General features: G+C 63.6%; 17 protein-coding genes, 7 pseudogenes and 1 other annotated feature. Of the genes and pseudogenes, 13 read left to right on the top strand and 11 right to left on the bottom strand.

The window, feature by feature from the left end; translation table 11 throughout:
• Window positions 1–92 precede the first annotated feature (92 nt).
• A pseudogene (locus tag I3K84_RS08150) lies at window positions 93–659 on the top strand (IS630 family transposase); the annotation flags it as partial.
• Between the two features lie 129 nt (window positions 660–788).
• On the opposite strand, the gene I3K84_RS08155 reads toward I3K84_RS08150, so the two are convergent.
• From I3K84_RS08155 to I3K84_RS08170, 4 genes are all read right to left on the bottom strand, one after another.
• Entirely contained in the window at window positions 789–1,316 is a 528-nt protein-coding gene (locus I3K84_RS08155; RefSeq protein ID WP_196994973.1) for a hypothetical protein, read from the bottom strand.
• A complete protein-coding gene (locus tag I3K84_RS08160) occupies window positions 1,313–2,878 on the bottom strand; it encodes an IS66 family transposase (RefSeq protein WP_196994974.1) in 1,566 nt (521 codons plus the stop codon). The genes I3K84_RS08155 and I3K84_RS08160 overlap by 4 nt, the downstream gene beginning before the upstream one ends.
• A gap of 80 nt (window positions 2,879–2,958) precedes the next feature.
• Window positions 2,959–3,306, bottom strand: a complete 348-nt coding sequence (tnpB, locus tag I3K84_RS08165) for an IS66 family insertion sequence element accessory protein TnpB (RefSeq protein ID WP_196994975.1) — start codon at window positions 3,304–3,306, stop codon at window positions 2,959–2,961.
• Window positions 3,303–3,701 (bottom strand): hypothetical protein, encoded by a 399-nt coding sequence (locus I3K84_RS08170; protein ID WP_196994976.1) that lies wholly within the window; start codon window positions 3,699–3,701, stop codon window positions 3,303–3,305. Before I3K84_RS08170 ends, tnpB (I3K84_RS08165) begins: the two co-directional genes overlap by 4 nt.
• An 82-nt stretch (window positions 3,702–3,783) precedes the next feature.
• Between I3K84_RS08170 and I3K84_RS08175 the strand changes: the two are divergent.
• Both I3K84_RS08175 and I3K84_RS08180 read left to right on the top strand, forming a co-directional pair.
• Window positions 3,784–4,305: pseudogene (locus I3K84_RS08175) on the top strand (IS630 family transposase); the annotation flags it as partial.
• 158 nt (window positions 4,306–4,463) lie between these two features.
• Window positions 4,464–5,695, top strand: a protein-coding gene (locus tag I3K84_RS08180; RefSeq protein WP_370567802.1) for an IS3 family transposase whose coding sequence is annotated in 2 segments (ribosomal slippage) — window positions 4,464–4,755 and window positions 4,755–5,695 — 1,233 coding nt in all. Because the reading frame shifts where the segments join, the coding sequence is not laid out codon by codon here.
• Window positions 4,742–4,858, top strand: a sequence feature (AL1L pseudoknot). It overlaps the preceding gene by 117 nt.
• On the opposite strand, the gene I3K84_RS08185 is transcribed toward I3K84_RS08180, so the two are convergent.
• On the bottom strand, window positions 5,671–6,087 hold the full coding sequence (locus tag I3K84_RS08185; RefSeq protein ID WP_196995888.1) for a hypothetical protein: 417 nt from the start codon (window positions 6,085–6,087) through the stop codon (window positions 5,671–5,673). The two genes, I3K84_RS08180 and I3K84_RS08185, sit on opposite strands and share 25 nt — an antisense overlap.
• A gap of 241 nt (window positions 6,088–6,328) precedes the next feature.
• Here I3K84_RS08185 and I3K84_RS08190 point away from each other — a divergent pair, with 241 nt between their 5' ends.
• The 6 genes and pseudogenes from I3K84_RS08190 to I3K84_RS08215 all read left to right on the top strand — a co-directional run.
• Entirely contained in the window at window positions 6,329–6,727 is a 399-nt protein-coding gene (locus tag I3K84_RS08190; protein ID WP_196994976.1) for a hypothetical protein, read from the top strand.
• Complete coding sequence (gene tnpB / locus I3K84_RS08195; protein WP_196994975.1) at window positions 6,724–7,071, top strand: IS66 family insertion sequence element accessory protein TnpB; 348 nt, start codon at window positions 6,724–6,726, stop codon at window positions 7,069–7,071. Before I3K84_RS08190 ends, tnpB (I3K84_RS08195) begins: the two co-directional genes overlap by 4 nt.
• Before the next feature lie 80 nt (window positions 7,072–7,151).
• Window positions 7,152–8,717: an IS66 family transposase gene (locus I3K84_RS08200; protein ID WP_196994974.1), complete on the top strand. Its 1,566-nt coding sequence runs from the start codon at window positions 7,152–7,154 to the stop codon at window positions 8,715–8,717.
• Window positions 8,714–9,241, top strand: coding sequence for a hypothetical protein (locus tag I3K84_RS08205; RefSeq protein ID WP_196994973.1), 528 nt, complete (start codon window positions 8,714–8,716; stop codon window positions 9,239–9,241). Before I3K84_RS08200 ends, I3K84_RS08205 begins: the two co-directional genes overlap by 4 nt.
• Before the next feature lie 133 nt (window positions 9,242–9,374).
• Window positions 9,375–9,551: pseudogene (locus tag I3K84_RS08210) on the top strand (IS21 family transposase); the annotation flags it as partial.
• Window positions 9,544–9,978: pseudogene (locus I3K84_RS08215) on the top strand (ATP-binding protein); the annotation flags it as partial. The pseudogenes I3K84_RS08210 and I3K84_RS08215, both read left to right, overlap by 8 nt.
• Window positions 9,979–10,120: 142 nt before the next feature.
• Here I3K84_RS08215 and I3K84_RS22530 read toward each other — a convergent pair.
• A pseudogene (locus I3K84_RS22530) lies at window positions 10,121–10,312 on the bottom strand (hypothetical protein); the annotation flags it as partial.
• An 82-nt stretch (window positions 10,313–10,394) separates the two neighbouring features.
• Between I3K84_RS22530 and I3K84_RS08220 the strand changes: the two are divergent.
• The 4 genes from I3K84_RS08220 to I3K84_RS08235 all read left to right on the top strand — a co-directional run bounded on the left by I3K84_RS08220 (window position 10,395) and on the right by I3K84_RS08235 (window position 13,307).
• Entirely contained in the window at window positions 10,395–10,793 is a 399-nt protein-coding gene (locus tag I3K84_RS08220) for a hypothetical protein (RefSeq protein WP_196994976.1), read from the top strand.
• Complete coding sequence (tnpB, locus tag I3K84_RS08225; RefSeq protein WP_196994975.1) at window positions 10,790–11,137, top strand: IS66 family insertion sequence element accessory protein TnpB; 348 nt, start codon at window positions 10,790–10,792, stop codon at window positions 11,135–11,137. The genes I3K84_RS08220 and tnpB (I3K84_RS08225) overlap by 4 nt, the downstream gene beginning before the upstream one ends.
• 80 nt (window positions 11,138–11,217) lie before the next feature.
• Window positions 11,218–12,783: an IS66 family transposase gene (locus I3K84_RS08230; protein WP_196994974.1), complete on the top strand. Its 1,566-nt coding sequence runs from the start codon at window positions 11,218–11,220 to the stop codon at window positions 12,781–12,783.
• On the top strand, window positions 12,780–13,307 hold the full coding sequence (locus tag I3K84_RS08235; RefSeq protein ID WP_196994973.1) for a hypothetical protein: 528 nt from the start codon (window positions 12,780–12,782) through the stop codon (window positions 13,305–13,307). Before I3K84_RS08230 ends, I3K84_RS08235 begins: the two co-directional genes overlap by 4 nt.
• A gap of 129 nt (window positions 13,308–13,436) precedes the next feature.
• Here I3K84_RS08235 and I3K84_RS08240 read toward each other — a convergent pair.
• The 5 genes and pseudogenes from I3K84_RS08240 to I3K84_RS08260 all read right to left on the bottom strand — a co-directional run.
• Window positions 13,437–16,169 (bottom strand): annotated as a pseudogene (locus tag I3K84_RS08240) (Tn3-like element IS1071 family transposase); the annotation flags it as partial.
• Window positions 16,170–16,374: 205 nt separating this feature from the next.
• Window positions 16,375–17,358, bottom strand: coding sequence for an AraC family transcriptional regulator (locus I3K84_RS08245; protein WP_196995889.1), 984 nt, complete (start codon window positions 17,356–17,358; stop codon window positions 16,375–16,377).
• 115 nt (window positions 17,359–17,473) lie between these two features.
• Entirely contained in the window at window positions 17,474–18,532 is a 1,059-nt protein-coding gene (locus tag I3K84_RS08250; RefSeq protein WP_011489357.1) for a maleylacetate reductase, read from the bottom strand.
• Entirely contained in the window at window positions 18,529–19,245 is a 717-nt protein-coding gene (locus I3K84_RS08255; protein WP_021224467.1) for a dienelactone hydrolase family protein, read from the bottom strand. The genes I3K84_RS08250 and I3K84_RS08255 overlap by 4 nt, the downstream gene beginning before the upstream one ends.
• Window positions 19,246–19,260: 15 nt before the next feature.
• Window positions 19,261–20,244, bottom strand: a pseudogene (locus I3K84_RS08260) (Bug family tripartite tricarboxylate transporter substrate binding protein).
• Window positions 20,245–20,255: the final 11 nt, after the last annotated feature.

Raw genomic sequence — 20,255 nt, forward strand, 5'->3', positions numbered from 1 at the left:
TGTCGGTGGCTCCTAGTGTGGTGTCTCAAAAATAGATAGAACTATTTTGACCGGTGTTGGTCGAATCAGCTTCCTTATAGGAGACTACGCTGATGGCCCACCCTGGACGCCCCGCCACGAAGCTGCAGATCACCGATGCCGAGCGCGCAGAGCTGCATGCGCGACTGCGCGTACGCAAAGCGCCCGAGGACGAGAAGCTGCGCATGCGAATCGTGCTGGGCTGCGCAGATGGGGAGTCGGGCACCATGATTGCCCAACGCTTGGGCACGACGGTGCAAACTGTCTCCAAGTGGCGGCGGCGCTACCGGGCGTATCGTCTGGCGGGTTTGACCGATGCCCCGCGCGCTGGCCGCCCGCGCAGTGTGGGCGACGAGCAGGTTCAGCTCATTGTGGACAAGGTTCGCCAGAGCAAGCCTGACAACGCCACGCACTGGAGCGTGCGCCAGATGAGTCGGCACGCTGGCGTATCGCCCGCGACGGTGCAGCGCATCTGGCATGCCTTTGGGCTGAAGCCGCACCTGCAAGAAACCTTCAAGCTATCGACGGATCCCCATTTCGTGGACAAGGTACGGGATGTGGTGGGGCTGTATATGGCACCACCCGATCGCGCCTTGGTGCTGTGCGTGGACGAGAAGAGCCAGATCCAGGCTCTGGATCGGTAAGTGTCCGCCCAACCCCGTACTTGCTGACCGGCTCGCGGCCAGGCATCGTCACCTCCTGAATGGACAGGGGGTTTTTCGATGCAGACAGGGCTACCTTGGCACCGGCCGCCGCTCCGGCGCCCGTGGTCACACGTCCACGACGTGACGCAGCAGCGCGAAGGAAACTTTCCACAGCCCACCGTCGCCCGTGTCGATGCTGGCGGTGCGCTGGTTGATCCGGGTGATGACCCCGACTTGAGCGCGCAGGTGCTTATCTTCAAAGGACACCTTCTGCCCGCGCTGGAAGTCGTCGCGACTTGGCTTGGGCGCGGCCGGCGGCGGCATGGTCGCCGTGGCGCCTTGCGTGATGTCGGTCTCTGCGCAGGCGGGCGGTTCCACCGCCGCATAGGCCAGTCGCCAATGCCGCAGCGTGGCCTGGTCTTGCACCAGGATCTCCTTGTCCTTCATCTCGACCACCCGCGCCGGCCGCATCTGCCCGCTCTCCAGCTCGAAGTAGCGCACCGTCTGCCCCAGGTGAAGTTGTCGGCGGATCTCGATCACCCGTTTCGGATCGGTGATCATCCGCTGCAGGATGGCCTGCAGGCGGTACAGCTGCAGGCTGCTGGCCTGCCCGAGAGCATCGAGCAGCCGACGCTCCTGGTCCTCGATCATCATGCCGGCTTCCAGTGCATCGGCAGCAGTTGTTCCAGCTGGCTGAGGCGGCAGTCGTTGATGCGGCTGAACACGTCCTTCAGGTACGCGTACGGCTCCACGCCATTGAGTTTGGCCGTCTCGATCAGGCTGAGGGCCACCGCCGCGGCGTGGCCGCCGCGTTCGCTGCCCGCGAAGAGCCAGTTCTTTCGCGACAGGGCGATCGGCCGCATCGCCCGCTCGCTGGCATTGTTGTCCACCGCCAGCATCCCCTCATCGAGGAACGCCGTCAGCGCGGGCCAGTTGCTCAGGGTGTAGGCCACCGCCTTGCCAAGCGCCGATTGCGGCAGCAATGCTGCGACGTGCCCCAGCAGCCACTGGTGGAAGTCGGCCAGCAGCGGGCGACTGCGACGCTGACGCTGCAACCGCTTCTGATCAGGGTCGGATTCGGCGATCTCCCGCTCGATGTGATACATCTCCCCGATGAAGCGCAGGGCCTCATGGGCCACGCCAGGCGGCGCGCCGGGCGGTGCGGTCTTGACCACCTCCATGTACCGTCTGCGGGCATGGGCCCAGCATGCCGAGTGGATGACGTCGCCACCTTTGAAGAGGCTGTGATACCCGGCGTAGTCGTCGGCCTGCAGCCACCCCTTCCAGCCGGCGAGCATGCGCCGAGGGTGCGCGCCGGAGCGGTCGGTGGTGAAGTCGTACAGCGCCGCTGGCGCCACCGGCTGCCACTGGCCTGCTGCATCGCGTTTGTGCCCGCCGGCCAGGTAGCACCACAGCCGCGCCGTGATGGTCTTGCCGGCGCCGCTGCCGCGTGCGGCCTGCATCGCCAGGGTGGTGTCGTCCGTGAGGATCACCGGGCTGGCCAGCACGTGTGCCTTTAGCGGCGGCATCAGGCGGGCCAGCAATTCGCAGCCGTCCAGCGTCCAGTCGCACAGCGTCTGCCGCGGGGCGGCAAAGCCCAGGCGCGCAAAGCCACGCTCCTGGCGCGCCAGCGGGTTGTGATCGAGGTACTTGGCCACCAGCACGTGTGCCAGCAGGCCCGGCCCGGCATTGCTGCGGGGCAGCGGCGAGGTGATGGCGCTGGCGGTGCGCACGGTGCTGCTGCCCTGGTCGTCCTCGCAGCGGTACTTCAGCCGCGCGTGCTGCAGCACCAGCAGCTTGGCTGGCGTGTATTCGATCGTCTCGCTGACCTCCTCGCCGATGCGCTGGACCCGGGTGAACTGGGCCTTCTCCTGCTCGCTCAGATCGTGCTCGACGCGCACCCGCGGCAGGCTCGGATCGATCGCGGGGCGTCCACGGCGGCGGCGATGGTGCTCGCCCACGCGCTCGCGCGTCTCGGGCGGCACGGGCAGTTCGACCGTGTCGACCCACAGTTCGGTCTGGCCCACATGCAGCACCTCGCTGCTGCGGCCGAACATCCGGTGGCGCAAGGCAGCGAGCTGCTGGGCGAGATTGGCCATCTGGGCATCGGCCTGCTCGCGCACCGCCTGCAGCTGCTGCGCGAGCTGCACCACCAGGTCCTTCAAAGGCTCCACCGCGTCGGGCAACTGGGCGCGATCGAGGTAGGCGGTGGACATGGGTAATGATCTTCCCATGCACTTCGCGGCATGGCCATTCGGAGAATCGAGAATTGCTAGACACCATCGCGCTCGATCTACTATGCAACCATCGATGCTGTGACCGCCGGCAGGCGCTTCACGCGACTGAGGTCGATGCCGTCGAGCCAGGCCACCAGCTCGCTCATGGCGATGCCGTTGCCCGCCAAGCGCGCCGGATCGGCGAAGCGGCCGCGCTCCAGGCGCTTGTACAGAACCCAGAATCCGTGACGGTCCCACACCAGCAGCTTGGCCTTGTCGCGCCGGCGCGCGATGAACACGAACACGTGTCCCGACAACGGGTTCAAGCCCATGCTCATCGCGACGATCTGGCCGAGCGCATCGATCGACTTGCGCATGTCCACGGCTTCGGCGTAGACGTAGGCGCGGATCGCCGAGGACAGGATCACGCCAGTCGCTCCAGCACCCGGGCAAGCACACGCTCGGCGCTCGCACCCGCCAGACGCAGCGTGATGCCCCCGCACAGAGCGATCTCCACGTCGCTTGCAATCGACGGCACGCTTTGCGAGCCGATCGCGATGAAGGAGGCGGAGCCCTTCGCGGCCTCGGCCGCGGCCGGCATGGTGCCGATGGAGCGGCGATGCTTGGCCAGGCGATAGCGGTAGGTGGACAGAGCCAGGGCGTTGTCGTGGCAATACTGCCGCACGCTCATGCCTTGACTGAGACGGCGATCCTCGTGTGCGAGCCAGAAGGCGTCGTCGCGCTCGGCGCCGTCGCGAACCTGGCCGGATTCGACAGCGTCGCCGCGGGGCGAGTCACCAGCTGCCGGAAGATCTTGCTGCATCGTCGTTCTCCTGTTGGATGGAAGGCTCGACGATGCCTGGTGGCTACGAGTTCAGCAAGAACGGGGAAGAGCGGACAGATACCTGGATCGCACCCAACCAGGGTTACCACTGACGTTTGGCAAACCCAGCACGCGCACGCACGATTACAAGCGCCATGGCACAACGTCGCTGTTTGCAGCGCTGGATGTGGCCACTGGCAAAGTCATAGGACAGCTCAAGCGCCGTCACCGCAGTGTGGAATTCCTGCAGTTCCTCAAAGCCATCGATGCAGCGGTGCCTGGCGAACAAGACATCCACCTGATCATGGACAACTACGGCACGCACAAGACGCAGGCAGTGCGGGCCTGGCTAGCAGCCCATCCTCGCTACCACGTTCACTTCACGCCCACCTCAGCGTCCTGGCTCAATCTGGTCGAGCGTTTCTTTAGCCAGATCAGCGAGCAGTGGATCAAGCGCAGCGCCCACACCAGCGTTGCTCAGCTGGAGCAATCCATACGGGAATACATTGATCGTCACAACGAGGATCCCAAGCCGTTCGTGTGGCATAAAAGTGCGGACACCATCTTGGCATCTGTGGCGCGGGCAGCGAGTACCATTATTTGATGATTACTTTTGAGACACCACACTAGTGAAAACAGACGCTGGGATGCATTGCGACTGGGCCTCGCCTCGGCTAAGGGTCACGCCACGTCCGGAGGGGCGTCCCAATCTTGAATCGCCCCGGGTTTTGAGGAGGCTCAACACTCTGAGAGGATTGAGCCATGAGCAAGTCGAACAAGTTCTCACCCGAGGTGCGTGAGCGGGCGGTGAGGATGGTGCAGGAACACCGGGGGGAGTACCCGTCGCTGTGGGCGGCCATCGAGTCCATCGCGCCGAAGATTGGATGCGTGCCGCAGACGCTGTACGAATGGGTCAAACGCGTCGAGGTCGACACTGGCGTGCGTGAAGGCATCACGACCAGTGAGGCCCAGCGGATGAAGGAGCTGGAGCGCGAGGTCAAGGAGCTGCGCCGGGCCAACGAGATATTGAAGCTGGCCAGCGCGTTTTTCGCCCAGGCGGAGCTCGACCGCCGGCTCAAATCCTGAAGGATTTCATCGACAAGCATCGCGATGCCTTCGGGGTCGAGCCGCTCTGCAAGGTCTTGCAGGTCGCCCCGTCGGCATATCGAAGGCATGCGGCGCTGCTGCGTGAGCCTCACAAACGCTGCATCCGGGCTCAGCGCGATGATGTGCTGGTCCCGGAGATTCAGCGCGTCTGGCAGGCCAACATGCAGGTCTACGGCGCCGACAAGGTGTGGCGGCAACTGACTCGCGAAGGCGTGACCGTGGCCCGCTGCACGGTCGAGCGATTGATGCGCCGCCTGGGCCTGCGCGGCGTGATGCGCGGCAAGGTCGTGCGCACCACGATTGGCGATGCCAGGGCGCCATGTCCGCTGGACCGAGTGAATCGGCAGTTCCGTGCCGAGCGGCCGAACCAGTTGTGGGTCAGCGATTTCACGTACGTCTCGACCTGGCAGGGCTGGCTGTACGTGGCCTTCGTCATCGATGTGTTTGCCAGGCGCATCGTCGGCTGGCGAGTGAGCAGTTCGATGCGAACGGACTTCGTACTCGACGCGCTGGAGCAGGCTTTATATGCCCGGCAGCCGGAGCGCGATGGAAGCCTTGTTTGTCATTCGGACAGAGGGTCGCAGTACGTCAGCATTCGCTACACCGAACGACTGGCAGAAGCCGGCATCGAGCCGTCTGTGGGCAGCAAGGGCGACAGCTATGACAACGCCCTAGCCGAGACCATCAACGGCCTGTACAAGGCCGAGCTGATTCACCGCCGAGCGCCATGGAAAACCAAGGAGGCCGTGGAGTTCGCAACGCTCGAATGGGTGTCGTGGTTCAACCACCATCGCCTGCTCGAACCCATCGGGTATATCCCACCTGCAGAGGCTGAGGCAAACTACTACCGGCAACTCGCCAGTCAGAACACCGAGGTGGTGGCCTGACTTAAACCAAACAGCCTCCGCGAATCCCGGGGCGATTCATCTTGATCTGGCCTGAGAAGTTTCATCTCTTTGGCGATTGGAATCCACTTCTCACCGAGAAGGTCAGCAAATGCACCAACTAGGGCGCCGCACAGTTCGATTGACTGAGTCAGGTACTGGAAATCTGGAGTCAGTCGGGTACCTGGCAACGGTACTTGATCCAATCTTGCTTCTTTAACCTTTCGAAGGTAGACGTCATTGACGAGCCAATCATTGTGAACACCAAGATCGCGTCGCGCCTTTAGTTCGACGAAATTGGGCCAATGAATTTCGAGGGGCTGCCTCTCAATCGACAAAATTTTGCACAGCCCCACAAGGTAATCTAGGGGCTTTTCGTACATCAGTTCGTGCATAGTTGCAGTTGCTGCTCGGTCTACGAGCTCGTCAGTAGATGAGACAGCCAATATCTCTGTAAGCCGAAACGTATGGCTACCCATCTTTCCGGGGTAGAGACGCAGGGCGGCTGACACTGTGTTGGCGAAGAAATGCTCGACCTCAGAAACCAGAGCAATGTATCTGTCCGCTCTTCCCCGTTCTTGCTGAACTCGTAGCCACCAGGCATCGTCGAGCCTTCCATCCAACAGGAGAACGACGATGCAGCAAGATCTTCCGGCAGCTGGTGACTCGCCCCGCGGCGACGCTGTCGAATCCGGCCAGGTTCGCGACGGCGCCGAGCGCGACGACGCCTTCTGGCTCGCACACGAGGATCGCCGTCTCAGTCAAGGCATGAGCGTGCGGCAGTATTGCCACGACAACGCCCTGGCTCTGTCCACCTACCGCTATCGCCTGGCCAAGCATCGCCGCTCCATCGGCACCATGCCGGCCGCGGCCGAGGCCGCGAAGGGCTCCGCCTCCTTCATCGCGATCGGCTCGCAAAGCGTGCCGTCGATTGCAAGCGACGTGGAGATCGCTCTGTGCGGGGGCATCACGCTGCGTCTGGCGGGTGCGAGCGCCGAGCGTGTGCTTGCCCGGGTGCTGGAGCGACTGGCGTGATCCTGTCCTCGGCGATCCGCGCCTACGTCTACGCCGAAGCCGTGGACATGCGCAAGTCGATCGATGCGCTCGGCCAGATCGTCGCGATGAGCATGGGCTTGAACCCGTTGTCGGGACACGTGTTCGTGTTCATCGCGCGCCGGCGCGACAAGGCCAAGCTGCTGGTGTGGGACCGTCACGGATTCTGGGTTCTGTACAAGCGCCTGGAGCGCGGCCGCTTCGCCGATCCGGCGCGCTTGGCGGGCAACGGCATCGCCATGAGCGAGCTGGTGGCCTGGCTCGACGGCATCGACCTCAGTCGCGTGAAGCGCCTGCCGGCGGTCACAGCATCGATGGTTGCATAGTAGATCGAGCGCGATGGTGTCTAGCAATTCTCGATTCTCCGAATGGCCATGCCGCGAAGTGCATGGGAAGATCATTGCCCATGTCCACCGCCTACCTCGATCGCGCCCAGTTGCCCGACGCGGTGGAGCCTTTGAAGGACCTGGTGGTGCAGCTCGCGCAGCAGCTGCAGGCGGTGCGCGAGCAGGCCGATGCCCAGATGGCCAATCTCGCCCAGCAGCTCGCTGCCTTGCGCCACCGGATGTTCGGCCGCAGCAGCGAGGTGCTGCATGTGGGCCAGACCGAACTGTGGGTCGACACGGTCGAACTGCCCGTGCCGCCCGAGACGCGCGAGCGCGTGGGCGAGCACCATCGCCGCCGCCGTGGACGCCCCGCGATCGATCCGAGCCTGCCGCGGGTGCGCGTCGAGCACGATCTGAGCGAGCAGGAGAAGGCCCAGTTCACCCGGGTCCAGCGCATCGGCGAGGAGGTCAGCGAGACGATCGAATACACGCCAGCCAAGCTGCTGGTGCTGCAGCACGCGCGGCTGAAGTACCGCTGCGAGGACGACCAGGGCAGCAGCACCGTGCGCACCGCCAGCGCCATCACCTCGCCGCTGCCCCGCAGCAATGCCGGGCCGGGCCTGCTGGCACACGTGCTGGTGGCCAAGTACCTCGATCACAACCCGCTGGCGCGCCAGGAGCGTGGCTTTGCGCGCCTGGGCTTTGCCGCCCCGCGGCAGACGCTGTGCGACTGGACGCTGGACGGCTGCGAATTGCTGGCCCGCCTGATGCCGCCGCTAAAGGCACACGTGCTGGCCAGCCCGGTGATCCTCACGGACGACACCACCCTGGCGATGCAGGCCGCACGCGGCAGCGGCGCCGGCAAGACCATCACGGCGCGGCTGTGGTGCTACCTGGCCGGCGGGCACAAACGCGATGCAGCAGGCCAGTGGCAGCCGGTGGCGCCAGCGGCGCTGTACGACTTCACCACCGACCGCTCCGGCGCGCACCCTCGGCGCATGCTCGCCGGCTGGAAGGGGTGGCTGCAGGCCGACGACTACGCCGGGTATCACAGCCTCTTCAAAGGTGGCGACGTCATCCACTCGGCATGCTGGGCCCATGCCCGCAGACGGTACATGGAGGTGGTCAAGACCGCACCGCCCGGCGCGCCGCCTGGCGTGGCCCATGAGGCCCTGCGCTTCATCGGGGAGATGTATCACATCGAGCGGGAGATCGCCGAATCCGACCCTGATCAGAAGCGGTTGCAGCGTCAGCGTCGCAGTCGCCCGCTGCTGGCCGACTTCCACCAGTGGCTGCTGGGGCACGTCGCAGCATTGCTGCCGCAATCGGCGCTTGGCAAGGCGGTGGCCTACACCCTGAGCAACTGGCCCGCGCTGACGGCGTTCCTCGATGAGGGGATGCTGGCGGTGGACAACAATGCCAGCGAGCGGGCGATGCGGCCGATCGCCCTGTCGCGAAAGAACTGGCTCTTCGCGGGCAGCGAACGCGGCGGCCACGCCGCGGCGGTGGCCCTCAGCCTGATCGAGACGGCCAAACTCAATGGCGTGGAGCCGTACGCGTACCTGAAGGACGTGTTCAGCCGCATCAACGACTGCCGCCTCAGCCAGCTGGAACAACTGCTGCCGATGCACTGGAAGCCGGCATGATGATCGAGGACCAGGAGCGTCGGCTGCTCGATGCTCTCGGGCAGGCCAGCAGCCTGCAGCTGTACCGCCTGCAGGCCATCCTGCAGCGGATGATCACCGATCCGAAACGGGTGATCGAGATCCGCCGACAACTTCACCTGGGGCAGACGGTGCGCTACTTCGAGCTGGAGAGCGGGCAGATGCGGCCGGCGCGGGTGGTCGAGATGAAGGACAAGGAGATCCTGGTGCAAGACCAGGCCACGCTGCGGCATTGGCGACTGGCCTATGCGGCGGTGGAACCGCCCGCCTGCGCAGAGACCGACATCACGCAAGGCGCCACGGCGACCATGCCGCCGCCGGCCGCGCCCAAGCCAAGTCGCGACGACTTCCAGCGCGGGCAGAAGGTGTCCTTTGAAGATAAGCACCTGCGCGCTCAAGTCGGGGTCATCACCCGGATCAACCAGCGCACCGCCAGCATCGACACGGGCGACGGTGGGCTGTGGAAAGTTTCCTTCGCGCTGCTGCGTCACGTCGTGGACGTGTGACCACGGGCGCCGGAGCGGCGGCCGGTGCCAAGGTAGCCCTGTCTGCATCGAAAAACCCCCTGTCCATTCAGGAGGTGACGATGCCTGGCCGCGAGCCGGTCAGCAAGTACGGGGTTGGGCGGACACTTACCCGCCATCGGGGCGGGTGAGCACCGAGCACGTCATCAACGTGCTCGGCCGCCTGCAAGCGCAGCCCCTGCCCGAGACGGTTGCGACCAACCTGCAAGTGAGCCAGACACCCCTGGCCGACACGGCGCGCTATGACAGCCTGCGCGCTGGCAGCGACATGCAGGAGGCCGATCATGCGTGAGCTGGACAAGGAGTTCAAAGAGCTGCGCCTGTACGGCATGGCCGGGGCCTGGGAGGACCTGGTCAAGCAAGGCGGCCACGCCACGCTGGAGAGCTCGCGCTGGCTGCTGGAGCACCTGCTGCAAGCGGAAGTCACGGACAGGGCCATGCGCTCAGTGAGCTACCAGATGCACACGGCGAAGTTCCCCGTGCACCGCGACCTGGCGGGCTTCGACTTCGAATGCTCGCCCGTGGACAAAAAGCTCATCGAGCAGTTGGCCAGCATGGCGTTCACCGAGCAGGCGCACAACGTGGTGCTGGTGGGTGGCCCCGGCACGGGCAAGACGCATCTGGCCACGGCCATCGGCGTGGCGGGCATCACGCGCCATGGCTCACGCGTGCGGTTTTACTCCACGGTGGACCTGGTCAACGCACTGGAGCAGGAGAAGGGGTCTCCTCGTTTTCAGTGCAATAAGTGACGGTACGAAAAGCTAGCACTGGCGCGGAGGTGGTGTTGGTAGATCGTTGATTTCATTGACTTTCCTGTTCACTTTCAAATCTGCGATTCGTGGCGTCAAACCGTGGTCGGTTTCATCCATTGGTGCCAGTTATCGATGCATTTGGCCGCGAAGGCAGGATTTGGTCAGCATAGCGGTCAACCGGGAAGCGAAACACACCCCGCAAGTTGATGCTCTCCAGCCTGGTGGGCGCAATCTTCCCGATCAGTTCCGGTGGAATGACCTGGCGGCGGTTCGACCAGCGATCCAGGACCGCCTGCATCTGGTATCTGTCCGCTCTTCCCCGTTCTTGCTGAACTCGTAGCCACCAGGCATCGTCGAGCCTTCCATCCAACAGGAGAACGACGATGCAGCAAGATCTTCCGGCAGCTGGTGACTCGCCCCGCGGCGACGCTGTCGAATCCGGCCAGGTTCGCGACGGCGCCGAGCGCGACGACGCCTTCTGGCTCGCACACGAGGATCGCCGTCTCAGTCAAGGCATGAGCGTGCGGCAGTATTGCCACGACAACGCCCTGGCTCTGTCCACCTACCGCTATCGCCTGGCCAAGCATCGCCGCTCCATCGGCACCATGCCGGCCGCGGCCGAGGCCGCGAAGGGCTCCGCCTCCTTCATCGCGATCGGCTCGCAAAGCGTGCCGTCGATTGCAAGCGACGTGGAGATCGCTCTGTGCGGGGGCATCACGCTGCGTCTGGCGGGTGCGAGCGCCGAGCGTGTGCTTGCCCGGGTGCTGGAGCGACTGGCGTGATCCTGTCCTCGGCGATCCGCGCCTACGTCTACGCCGAAGCCGTGGACATGCGCAAGTCGATCGATGCGCTCGGCCAGATCGTCGCGATGAGCATGGGCTTGAACCCGTTGTCGGGACACGTGTTCGTGTTCATCGCGCGCCGGCGCGACAAGGCCAAGCTGCTGGTGTGGGACCGTCACGGATTCTGGGTTCTGTACAAGCGCCTGGAGCGCGGCCGCTTCGCCGATCCGGCGCGCTTGGCGGGCAACGGCATCGCCATGAGCGAGCTGGTGGCCTGGCTCGACGGCATCGACCTCAGTCGCGTGAAGCGCCTGCCGGCGGTCACAGCATCGATGGTTGCATAGTAGATCGAGCGCGATGGTGTCTAGCAATTCTCGATTCTCCGAATGGCCATGCCGCGAAGTGCATGGGAAGATCATTGCCCATGTCCACCGCCTACCTCGATCGCGCCCAGTTGCCCGACGCGGTGGAGCCTTTGAAGGACCTGGTGGTGCAGCTCGCGCAGCAGCTGCAGGCGGTGCGCGAGCAGGCCGATGCCCAGATGGCCAATCTCGCCCAGCAGCTCGCTGCCTTGCGCCACCGGATGTTCGGCCGCAGCAGCGAGGTGCTGCATGTGGGCCAGACCGAACTGTGGGTCGACACGGTCGAACTGCCCGTGCCGCCCGAGACGCGCGAGCGCGTGGGCGAGCACCATCGCCGCCGCCGTGGACGCCCCGCGATCGATCCGAGCCTGCCGCGGGTGCGCGTCGAGCACGATCTGAGCGAGCAGGAGAAGGCCCAGTTCACCCGGGTCCAGCGCATCGGCGAGGAGGTCAGCGAGACGATCGAATACACGCCAGCCAAGCTGCTGGTGCTGCAGCACGCGCGGCTGAAGTACCGCTGCGAGGACGACCAGGGCAGCAGCACCGTGCGCACCGCCAGCGCCATCACCTCGCCGCTGCCCCGCAGCAATGCCGGGCCGGGCCTGCTGGCACACGTGCTGGTGGCCAAGTACCTCGATCACAACCCGCTGGCGCGCCAGGAGCGTGGCTTTGCGCGCCTGGGCTTTGCCGCCCCGCGGCAGACGCTGTGCGACTGGACGCTGGACGGCTGCGAATTGCTGGCCCGCCTGATGCCGCCGCTAAAGGCACACGTGCTGGCCAGCCCGGTGATCCTCACGGACGACACCACCCTGGCGATGCAGGCCGCACGCGGCAGCGGCGCCGGCAAGACCATCACGGCGCGGCTGTGGTGCTACCTGGCCGGCGGGCACAAACGCGATGCAGCAGGCCAGTGGCAGCCGGTGGCGCCAGCGGCGCTGTACGACTTCACCACCGACCGCTCCGGCGCGCACCCTCGGCGCATGCTCGCCGGCTGGAAGGGGTGGCTGCAGGCCGACGACTACGCCGGGTATCACAGCCTCTTCAAAGGTGGCGACGTCATCCACTCGGCATGCTGGGCCCATGCCCGCAGACGGTACATGGAGGTGGTCAAGACCGCACCGCCCGGCGCGCCGCCTGGCGTGGCCCATGAGGCCCTGCGCTTCATCGGGGAGATGTATCACATCGAGCGGGAGATCGCCGAATCCGACCCTGATCAGAAGCGGTTGCAGCGTCAGCGTCGCAGTCGCCCGCTGCTGGCCGACTTCCACCAGTGGCTGCTGGGGCACGTCGCAGCATTGCTGCCGCAATCGGCGCTTGGCAAGGCGGTGGCCTACACCCTGAGCAACTGGCCCGCGCTGACGGCGTTCCTCGATGAGGGGATGCTGGCGGTGGACAACAATGCCAGCGAGCGGGCGATGCGGCCGATCGCCCTGTCGCGAAAGAACTGGCTCTTCGCGGGCAGCGAACGCGGCGGCCACGCCGCGGCGGTGGCCCTCAGCCTGATCGAGACGGCCAAACTCAATGGCGTGGAGCCGTACGCGTACCTGAAGGACGTGTTCAGCCGCATCAACGACTGCCGCCTCAGCCAGCTGGAACAACTGCTGCCGATGCACTGGAAGCCGGCATGATGATCGAGGACCAGGAGCGTCGGCTGCTCGATGCTCTCGGGCAGGCCAGCAGCCTGCAGCTGTACCGCCTGCAGGCCATCCTGCAGCGGATGATCACCGATCCGAAACGGGTGATCGAGATCCGCCGACAACTTCACCTGGGGCAGACGGTGCGCTACTTCGAGCTGGAGAGCGGGCAGATGCGGCCGGCGCGGGTGGTCGAGATGAAGGACAAGGAGATCCTGGTGCAAGACCAGGCCACGCTGCGGCATTGGCGACTGGCCTATGCGGCGGTGGAACCGCCCGCCTGCGCAGAGACCGACATCACGCAAGGCGCCACGGCGACCATGCCGCCGCCGGCCGCGCCCAAGCCAAGTCGCGACGACTTCCAGCGCGGGCAGAAGGTGTCCTTTGAAGATAAGCACCTGCGCGCTCAAGTCGGGGTCATCACCCGGATCAACCAGCGCACCGCCAGCATCGACACGGGCGACGGTGGGCTGTGGAAAGTTTCCTTCGCGCTGCTGCGTCACGTCGTGGACGTGTGACCACGGGCGCCGGAGCGGCGGCCGGTGCCAAGGTAGCCCTGTCTGCATCGAAAAACCCCCTGTCCATTCAGGAGGTGACGATGCCTGGCCGCGAGCCGGTCAGCAAGTACGGGGTTGGGCGGACACTTACTGCATCTGTGAGGTATTCCACGCCATCACGATGTTGGCCATCAGGCTCAACGCATCGGCCACAGCCTGCATTTCATCGACACGTTTGGCCTGCGCCGGGCTGATCCGGCCGGTATAAATGGCGCGCTTGAGGGCGTTAACAGCCTCGCCCCGATTGAGCACCCGGCGCAACTCGTTCCTGAAAGCGTCCTTGACAAAGTAGTCAGCCAAAAACGCCGTACGCAGCAACCGCCCCAATTGCACGCCAGCCTCATAGATTGGATCGCCCTGGGCGGCAGAACCGAACCGCGCAAGAGCTGCCACCGCACTGGCATGTCCGCTCATGACCGAGGCTGCCAGGTGCACCAGACTATCCCAATGCTTTTCGATCAAAGCGACGTCGACATTGGCTTCGCACACCGCAGCGATTTCTGCGGGCACTTTGGTGCCGCGTGGCACAAAGAGGTGGCGCTGTTTGAGTTCCTTCAACCGCGGGCAAAGATCAAAACCAAGCAAACGGGCATGTGACATGGCAAAGTCGGTGTAGCCATGGGTATCCACAGCAAGCTGGCTGGTCTCCAGCTTTTCTTGGCGGATGACACCTTCAATGGCCACGCCCGCCTGGCGCTCATTGAGCACAAAGGGCTGCGCATGGAAGATGCCCCACCGGTCTTTTACATGGGAGTAGATTCCAATGGAAGGTGTGTTGCGCCGAGGATCAAGCCGGGCTTGCCACACCCGTTTGGTGGTCTCCATGGTCATCATGTCAGAAGATGCCAAATCGGACCGCCCCCAGGTGGCGGCAATCGGGTGTCGCTGCATGAATTCCAGCACAGCCTGGCAGGCCTGGCTCAGACGCCGTTCGTCCCGCGCCCAGCGCATGGCCTGGCGAATGCTGGTGGCAGACAATTGCGGAATCATGCGCGCGCATTCGACCGCAGTCAGACTGGTGCCGTGGGCCATGATGCCGGCATAGACCATCAGCAGCTCGTCGGTAGAGCGCGGCTCACGTCCGAGCATGATCCAGCTAAAGCGCACCTGGGCGTCAACGGCCAGAATCACTTCCGGCAATTGAACCTCACCGATGCGGTGACCCAAAGCCGCGCGCAGCTTGGTCACTTCTGGGTCTTCGTCCTCTGCGGGCAATGGCGACAAATGGAGTTCATCATCCACGCGCAGTACGCCACTGCGGGCTGCAGCGGCCACCGCATCGACACCGGCAGTTACTCTGGCCAGCAAAGGCTTCAAGAAAGTGGCAGCCTTGCTGGGTAACGATAGACGGGCATAGTGTTTCTTGGACTCTGCCTGCCAACGCTCGTCCGTGAAGAACAAGCGCGCACGACCCCGAAAGCTCAGGCTGTGCTCAATCCAGACCGAGCCATTGCGCACCGCGCGGCGCAGGGCAAACAGGGTGGCCACCTCCAACGCCTGAAACGCCCGTTCCCGGTCTGGGCTGGAGATCGAAACCTGCCAGATCATTCCCAGACTTGGTGCCACCACTTCAACTGGCAGCTTTCTGGATCCTTTGAGATATAAAGCTTGCAGCTTGGCAAGGTACTCGATGGCAGGATGCTCGCCGGTGGCCTGCCAGGGCAGCTTTGCAATGGCGACGAGCAACGACCGCACGGGGCGAATTCCATCAATCAATCCCTCGCGGACCAGGGAGGCCCTGCTCGGTGGTTTGCGTTTCTGGGTTTCGGTGATCAAGGCTTCAAGACGGGCACGCAACTCAGCATCTGGCACCGCACCTTGCGCGCTCAAGGCAACAAGTTCGCCGAGCAGCGTTTTGTACATTGCGGCCCAATTGACGGTAGCGGGGACATCGGCGGCAGCCTGACGCCACAGATCGGCGATCCGGCGCTGCACCATAAGGATCAACTGGTCTGTGGTGGTGAACAGGCAATACCGAAGAAAGCATGCGACCTCCACGGTGCGCGCTGGCTCTTTGATCTTGGCTCCGGCTGAGGGCGGCCTGGAGACAAGTCGGCGCGCGTAGCGGCGCAAGATGAGATCGGGGATGTCTGCCAGGTGCTTATGAACGTCCAGCGTGTAAAGCAGGTCGATGCGCTCCAGTACCTCGCTGATTTGGCGGGTTGAGTGTTTCGCCGGTGCAGCCCATAGCCAACTCTGCTGGGTTTGTCCATCTGGGCGCAGCTCTGAAACTGAGGCTCGCCAGCGATCAAGTGTTGCTGGATCAACGCTGGCGGCGATGGCGGTGCCTGTTTCAACTTCAAGCTGGGCAAGTGCCGCCGCAATCAGTGTCCGAATTGCCCGCTCGTGCACGATCACCAGCTTGTTCTTGTACAGCCATTGACGCGCCCGCACGAGTAGCTGATCGCGGTCGGCGCAGCGCGCCACTTCGTCGCGCAGTTCACGTACCAGTGAGCGGCGCTGGTGCTCGCTCATCCACTGGAATCCAAGGACCGTGCAGGCTACTTGTTGGTGATCGAATAGCGTGCGCCCGCGTTCATACATGGCTCTCAGCGAGGCGACTTCTGGTGCTGCAATGCCAAGCTCGTTGCCAAGGTGGCGCCACAAGGCTACTGGAATTACCCGAAAGGCACCGAGCAAACGCCCACTCATGCGCAGGAAACCAATATGGAGCGCCAGACCAAGCTTGTGGGAATCACCTCGGCGTGCATTGATTGCGTCGCGCTCGGCACCATCGAAGGTGAAAAATGCCTTCATCTCGAAGTCGCTGATATCGCGGGGGAGCCCACGCATCCCCAAAAACGTTGTGTGCCAACCCTGCATCGTGAACCTCAAAAGTGGGAGGCCACCATACCCGTTTACAAAGCGAACAGGAAAGTCAATGAAATCAACGGTCTACCCAGACCACCCCCGCGCCAGTGCTAGCTTTGCGTACCGTCACTTATTGCACTGAAAACGAGGAGACCCCGACATACCGGCCGTCGCCACGCCGTAGCGCTCGGCATGCACTGACGCTGCGATATCGCAGTCAGGAGAGAGCGCAACACCGGCGCTGCGCCGTCTGGTGCGGTGACTCTCCGAAGCGTTGCCGGTAGTAGGCGGCGAATCGGCCGAGGTGGCCGAATCCGTAGAACAGGGCTGTCTCGGTGATGTTGGCACTCGGGTGCTCGGATAGCCACGCATGGACAGCATCCAGGCGCATGTCTCGTAGCAACTCCATGGGGCTCATCTGCCGGTGACGTTGACAGGTCTGCTGCAGGACCCGGGCGCTGACGCCGGCCGCACCTGATAGGTCTGCCAGTCCGATAGGCGCCCCAAGGCGCTCACGCATATAGTCTTCCATGGCCTGAAGCCGGGCGATGGGGTCGCGCGCAACGAAGTTCCGATCGCTCGACTCGCGCGGCAAACTACAGGAACTGGCCGCGCGCAGCAGCGAAGCCAAGCCCTGCTCGATATGCTCCACCCACGCGGCGGGCTCTCCCGCGCAGGTCGGTGCGGACGACGCGCCCAGCAACACCTGGACCAGCAGCAGCCACTGCGTATCCAGCCCTACTGGCAAAGTCGCAAGTGGTGCCATCGGTGCGATACCACCCGCCTCGATCATGTCGCGCGGAATTTTCAGGATGAGTTGCTCACACCCCGCCTCCCAGCGCATGCGCCAATTTCGCCGTGGGGCCATCCAGCCGGTGCGCCCTTGGGGCAATACCATATGCTGGCCGTCAACGCTCAATTCTGCGGCGCCTCTGATCGAATGATGCACCACGATGAACTCCTCGCTCGGTCTTGGTGCAATTTCGACCTCTGCACCATAGCGAAAGGAGAACAGGGTTAGGCGCCGCGCGCGTGCCTTGTACAAAGCCGCATCGACGTTGCCCGAACGCCATGTCAGGCTATGGTCGGCCAACTCTCGCGCTGCCGCGTCATGCATGCGCACGGCCTGATGGGACTGGAATACACGTTGTCGGTAAAGGGCGTCGAAATTCCTCGGAGGAGAGTAGGACAGATGCGCCATCGCAACCTCGTGGTGGTGGTGGTGTTGTTGTGTTCACTCCGCCCGGCTGTGCGGCTGGAGTGGCCAACGCCTGGGGCGTCAACTTGTATCAAAAGAAAATTCCATGCCAACCTCCTCAAGCGGAAGGCGGGCGTCCGTGGTACGCATCGCGCAGCAATGCAAGCAATGCGTCTCGATCCAGTTCCCGCGGATTGGGATAGCGGTCCTGCAATGCCAGGTCGCCAACATGCTCAATATCCTCCTCGCGCATTCCGAGATCGCGCAAGGCCACGGGTGCGCCATTGTCGCGAGCCAATTCGTACAAGGCCGTGGGTGGATCGTCATGCCCCAGGGCAATGCGCAGCACACGCATTGCGTCTGGCACCGCGCGCGCGTTATAGGCCAGCGCGTGGGGCAGCACGACCGTATGGGTCTGGGCATGAGGGAGATCGAGCGTTCCTCCCAGCGTGTGGCACAGCTTGTGGTGCAATGCCATACTGACGTTGCCAAGCACGCTCGCGCAGAGCCAAGCGCCATAAAGCGCGTCGCCGCGAGCCTGAAGATCTCTTGGTGATTGATACATTCTGGAAATCGCGCGTACCGTCGCTGCGATTCCTTCCTGGGCCATGATGGTAAGCAGCGGCGTGGCATCTGGCGCATACAGGCCTTCAACTGCATGGGCTATTGCATTGATCGCGCTGGTCACGCTGATGCTAAGGGGTAGCTCTAGGGTCAGCCGGGGCTCGTAGATAACTGCACGGGGCATGACACGCGCGTCGCGGCCGGTTTTCTTGACGCCACCCTCTGTGATACCGAAGATGGACGTCATCTCGCTACCTGCATATGTCGTGGGCACAGCGACGATGGGCAACTCTGTACGGAGCGCCACGATCTTAGCGAGTCCGATAGTAGATCCCCCACCAATCGCAATGACGCCATTAGCCTCACTCGTGCGCGCAATCTTGCAGGCCTCCTCAGCCACCAAAGCGGGTACATGCATGGTCGCACCATCGTAGAAGGCTGCCACGTGGCCGATGACCGGCTCGGCTACTTGCCGTCCCAGGGGCGCCTGCTCAGGCGTGGTCAACACGAGCGCCCGGTCAATGCCGAGACGTTCCAGTTCCTGCGGCAATCGGGCGAGGCTGTCGGGTCCAAAAATCACCCGCGGGGAACGATAGTCGTGAATGAAATTCATGGCTTCTTGCTCTGCAAGGGCGCCAGGAAATCCAGTGTACGTTCGTTGGCCAACGCCGCGGCACTCGCCACATAGCCCGAACTGCTCGTCCTGGCGAACGAGTGTCCGGCCTCTTCGTACCAGTGCACTTGCAGCAATGGATTGGCACCGAAGCCTTCAGTAATCAGCTGGCGGCTTGGCGCGGGCACGAAGTGGTCTTGGCCGCCCATGTGAAACAACGCCGGATGCTTGACTTCCGGGACCTTGTTGAGCTGCTTCTCCAGTCCAACACCGTAGTAGCCTACGGCGCGATCCACGTATCCTTTGGCGGCCACTAGAAAGGCAAGCGCACCGCCCAGGCAATACCCCACCAATCCCACCTTGCCGTTGCTGTAGGGTTGGTGTCGCGCATAGCGGATAGCAGCCTCCAGATCGCCCACGCCGGCCTCCATGTCGAAGGCCTGCCAGAGCTTGTAGGCTTGCTCTCTCTGCGCCTCATCCTGCGGATCGAGTGCTGTACCTGGCGCCTGGCGCGCGTACAGATCAGGGCAAACTGCCGCATACCCCTGGTCGACCAGCCATGACACCGTTTCTCGCATGAACGCGTTCACACCAAATATTTCTTGAGCGATCACAATCACGGGAGCGGGCGCTTTGGCCGGCGAGCCCACGAGCGCGCCGAATGTATGCCCGTCATACGATTGAATCGATATCCCTTCAGTCAACATCTTCATCTCTCCGATTACAGTTCATTGGGTGTTGAGTCGATGGTGGACGATCAACTGGCCCCATCGGTCGATCTCGTTGTCCCATAAGACGCCCAGAGCTTGCGATGTTCCCCCCTGCGCTGAAGCGCCGATATCCGCCAGCGCCTTTTGTACCTCCGGGGTCTTCAGTGCTTCATTCATTGCTGTGTTGAGCACCTTGACGATGTCCGGCGAGGTACGTGACGGCACAAATAAGCCATACCATGACAGGACCTCGAACTTCGGTTGGTCGGCTGCTTGCGCCAGGGGAGGAATCCCAGGCAATGAGGGCGCGGGTTGCAAGCTGGTGACACCCAGCGCACGCACCCGTCCAGATTTGATAAACTTCTGCTGTGCGGCGATCGAATCGACCATCATGGAGACTCGCCCCGCGATCAGGTCGGCGGCAGCTGGCGTGCCCCCTTTGTAGGGCACGTGGAGCAGGTCAACCCCGGCCTGAGCGGCCAGCAGAGCGGCCGCCAGATGGATCGACGTCCCCATGCCTGCAGAGGCGAATGACACCTTACCGGGGTTGGCCTTTGCGTACGCTAGTAGGCTCCTGGCATCCTTGTATGGGGAATCAGCCGGCACCACTAGAACGCTGGGGATAGTTGCCAACAGCGCCACGGGGGCAAATGCTTTCCGAGCATCGTAGGCGACGTTCGGATAAAATCACTTGTCCACTGCCAGCCCTGTCGAGTTCACCAGCAGCGTATAACCGTCAGCCGGGGAGCGCGCGACCTCCGCGCTGCCGATGATCCCGCCCGAGCCCGGACGATTCTCCACTGTCACCGGCTGCCCCAGCGTTTGCGACACGCGCTGGGCCAAGACACGAGAAACCATGTCGATTGCACCGCCCGGCGGGAATGGAACGATCCATCGAATGGGCTTGCTCGGGTAGTCTGCAGCACTCGCCGTTACTGCCAGCAAGCTCAAGCCTACGCAGCCTAGCCAGACGACCAAACGAATTGATAAACGAGACAACATGGTGATTTTCC

This window comes from Diaphorobacter sp. JS3051 (genome assembly GCF_015832135.1).
Taxonomy (GTDB): domain Bacteria; phylum Pseudomonadota; class Gammaproteobacteria; order Burkholderiales; family Burkholderiaceae_C; genus Diaphorobacter; species Diaphorobacter nitroreducens.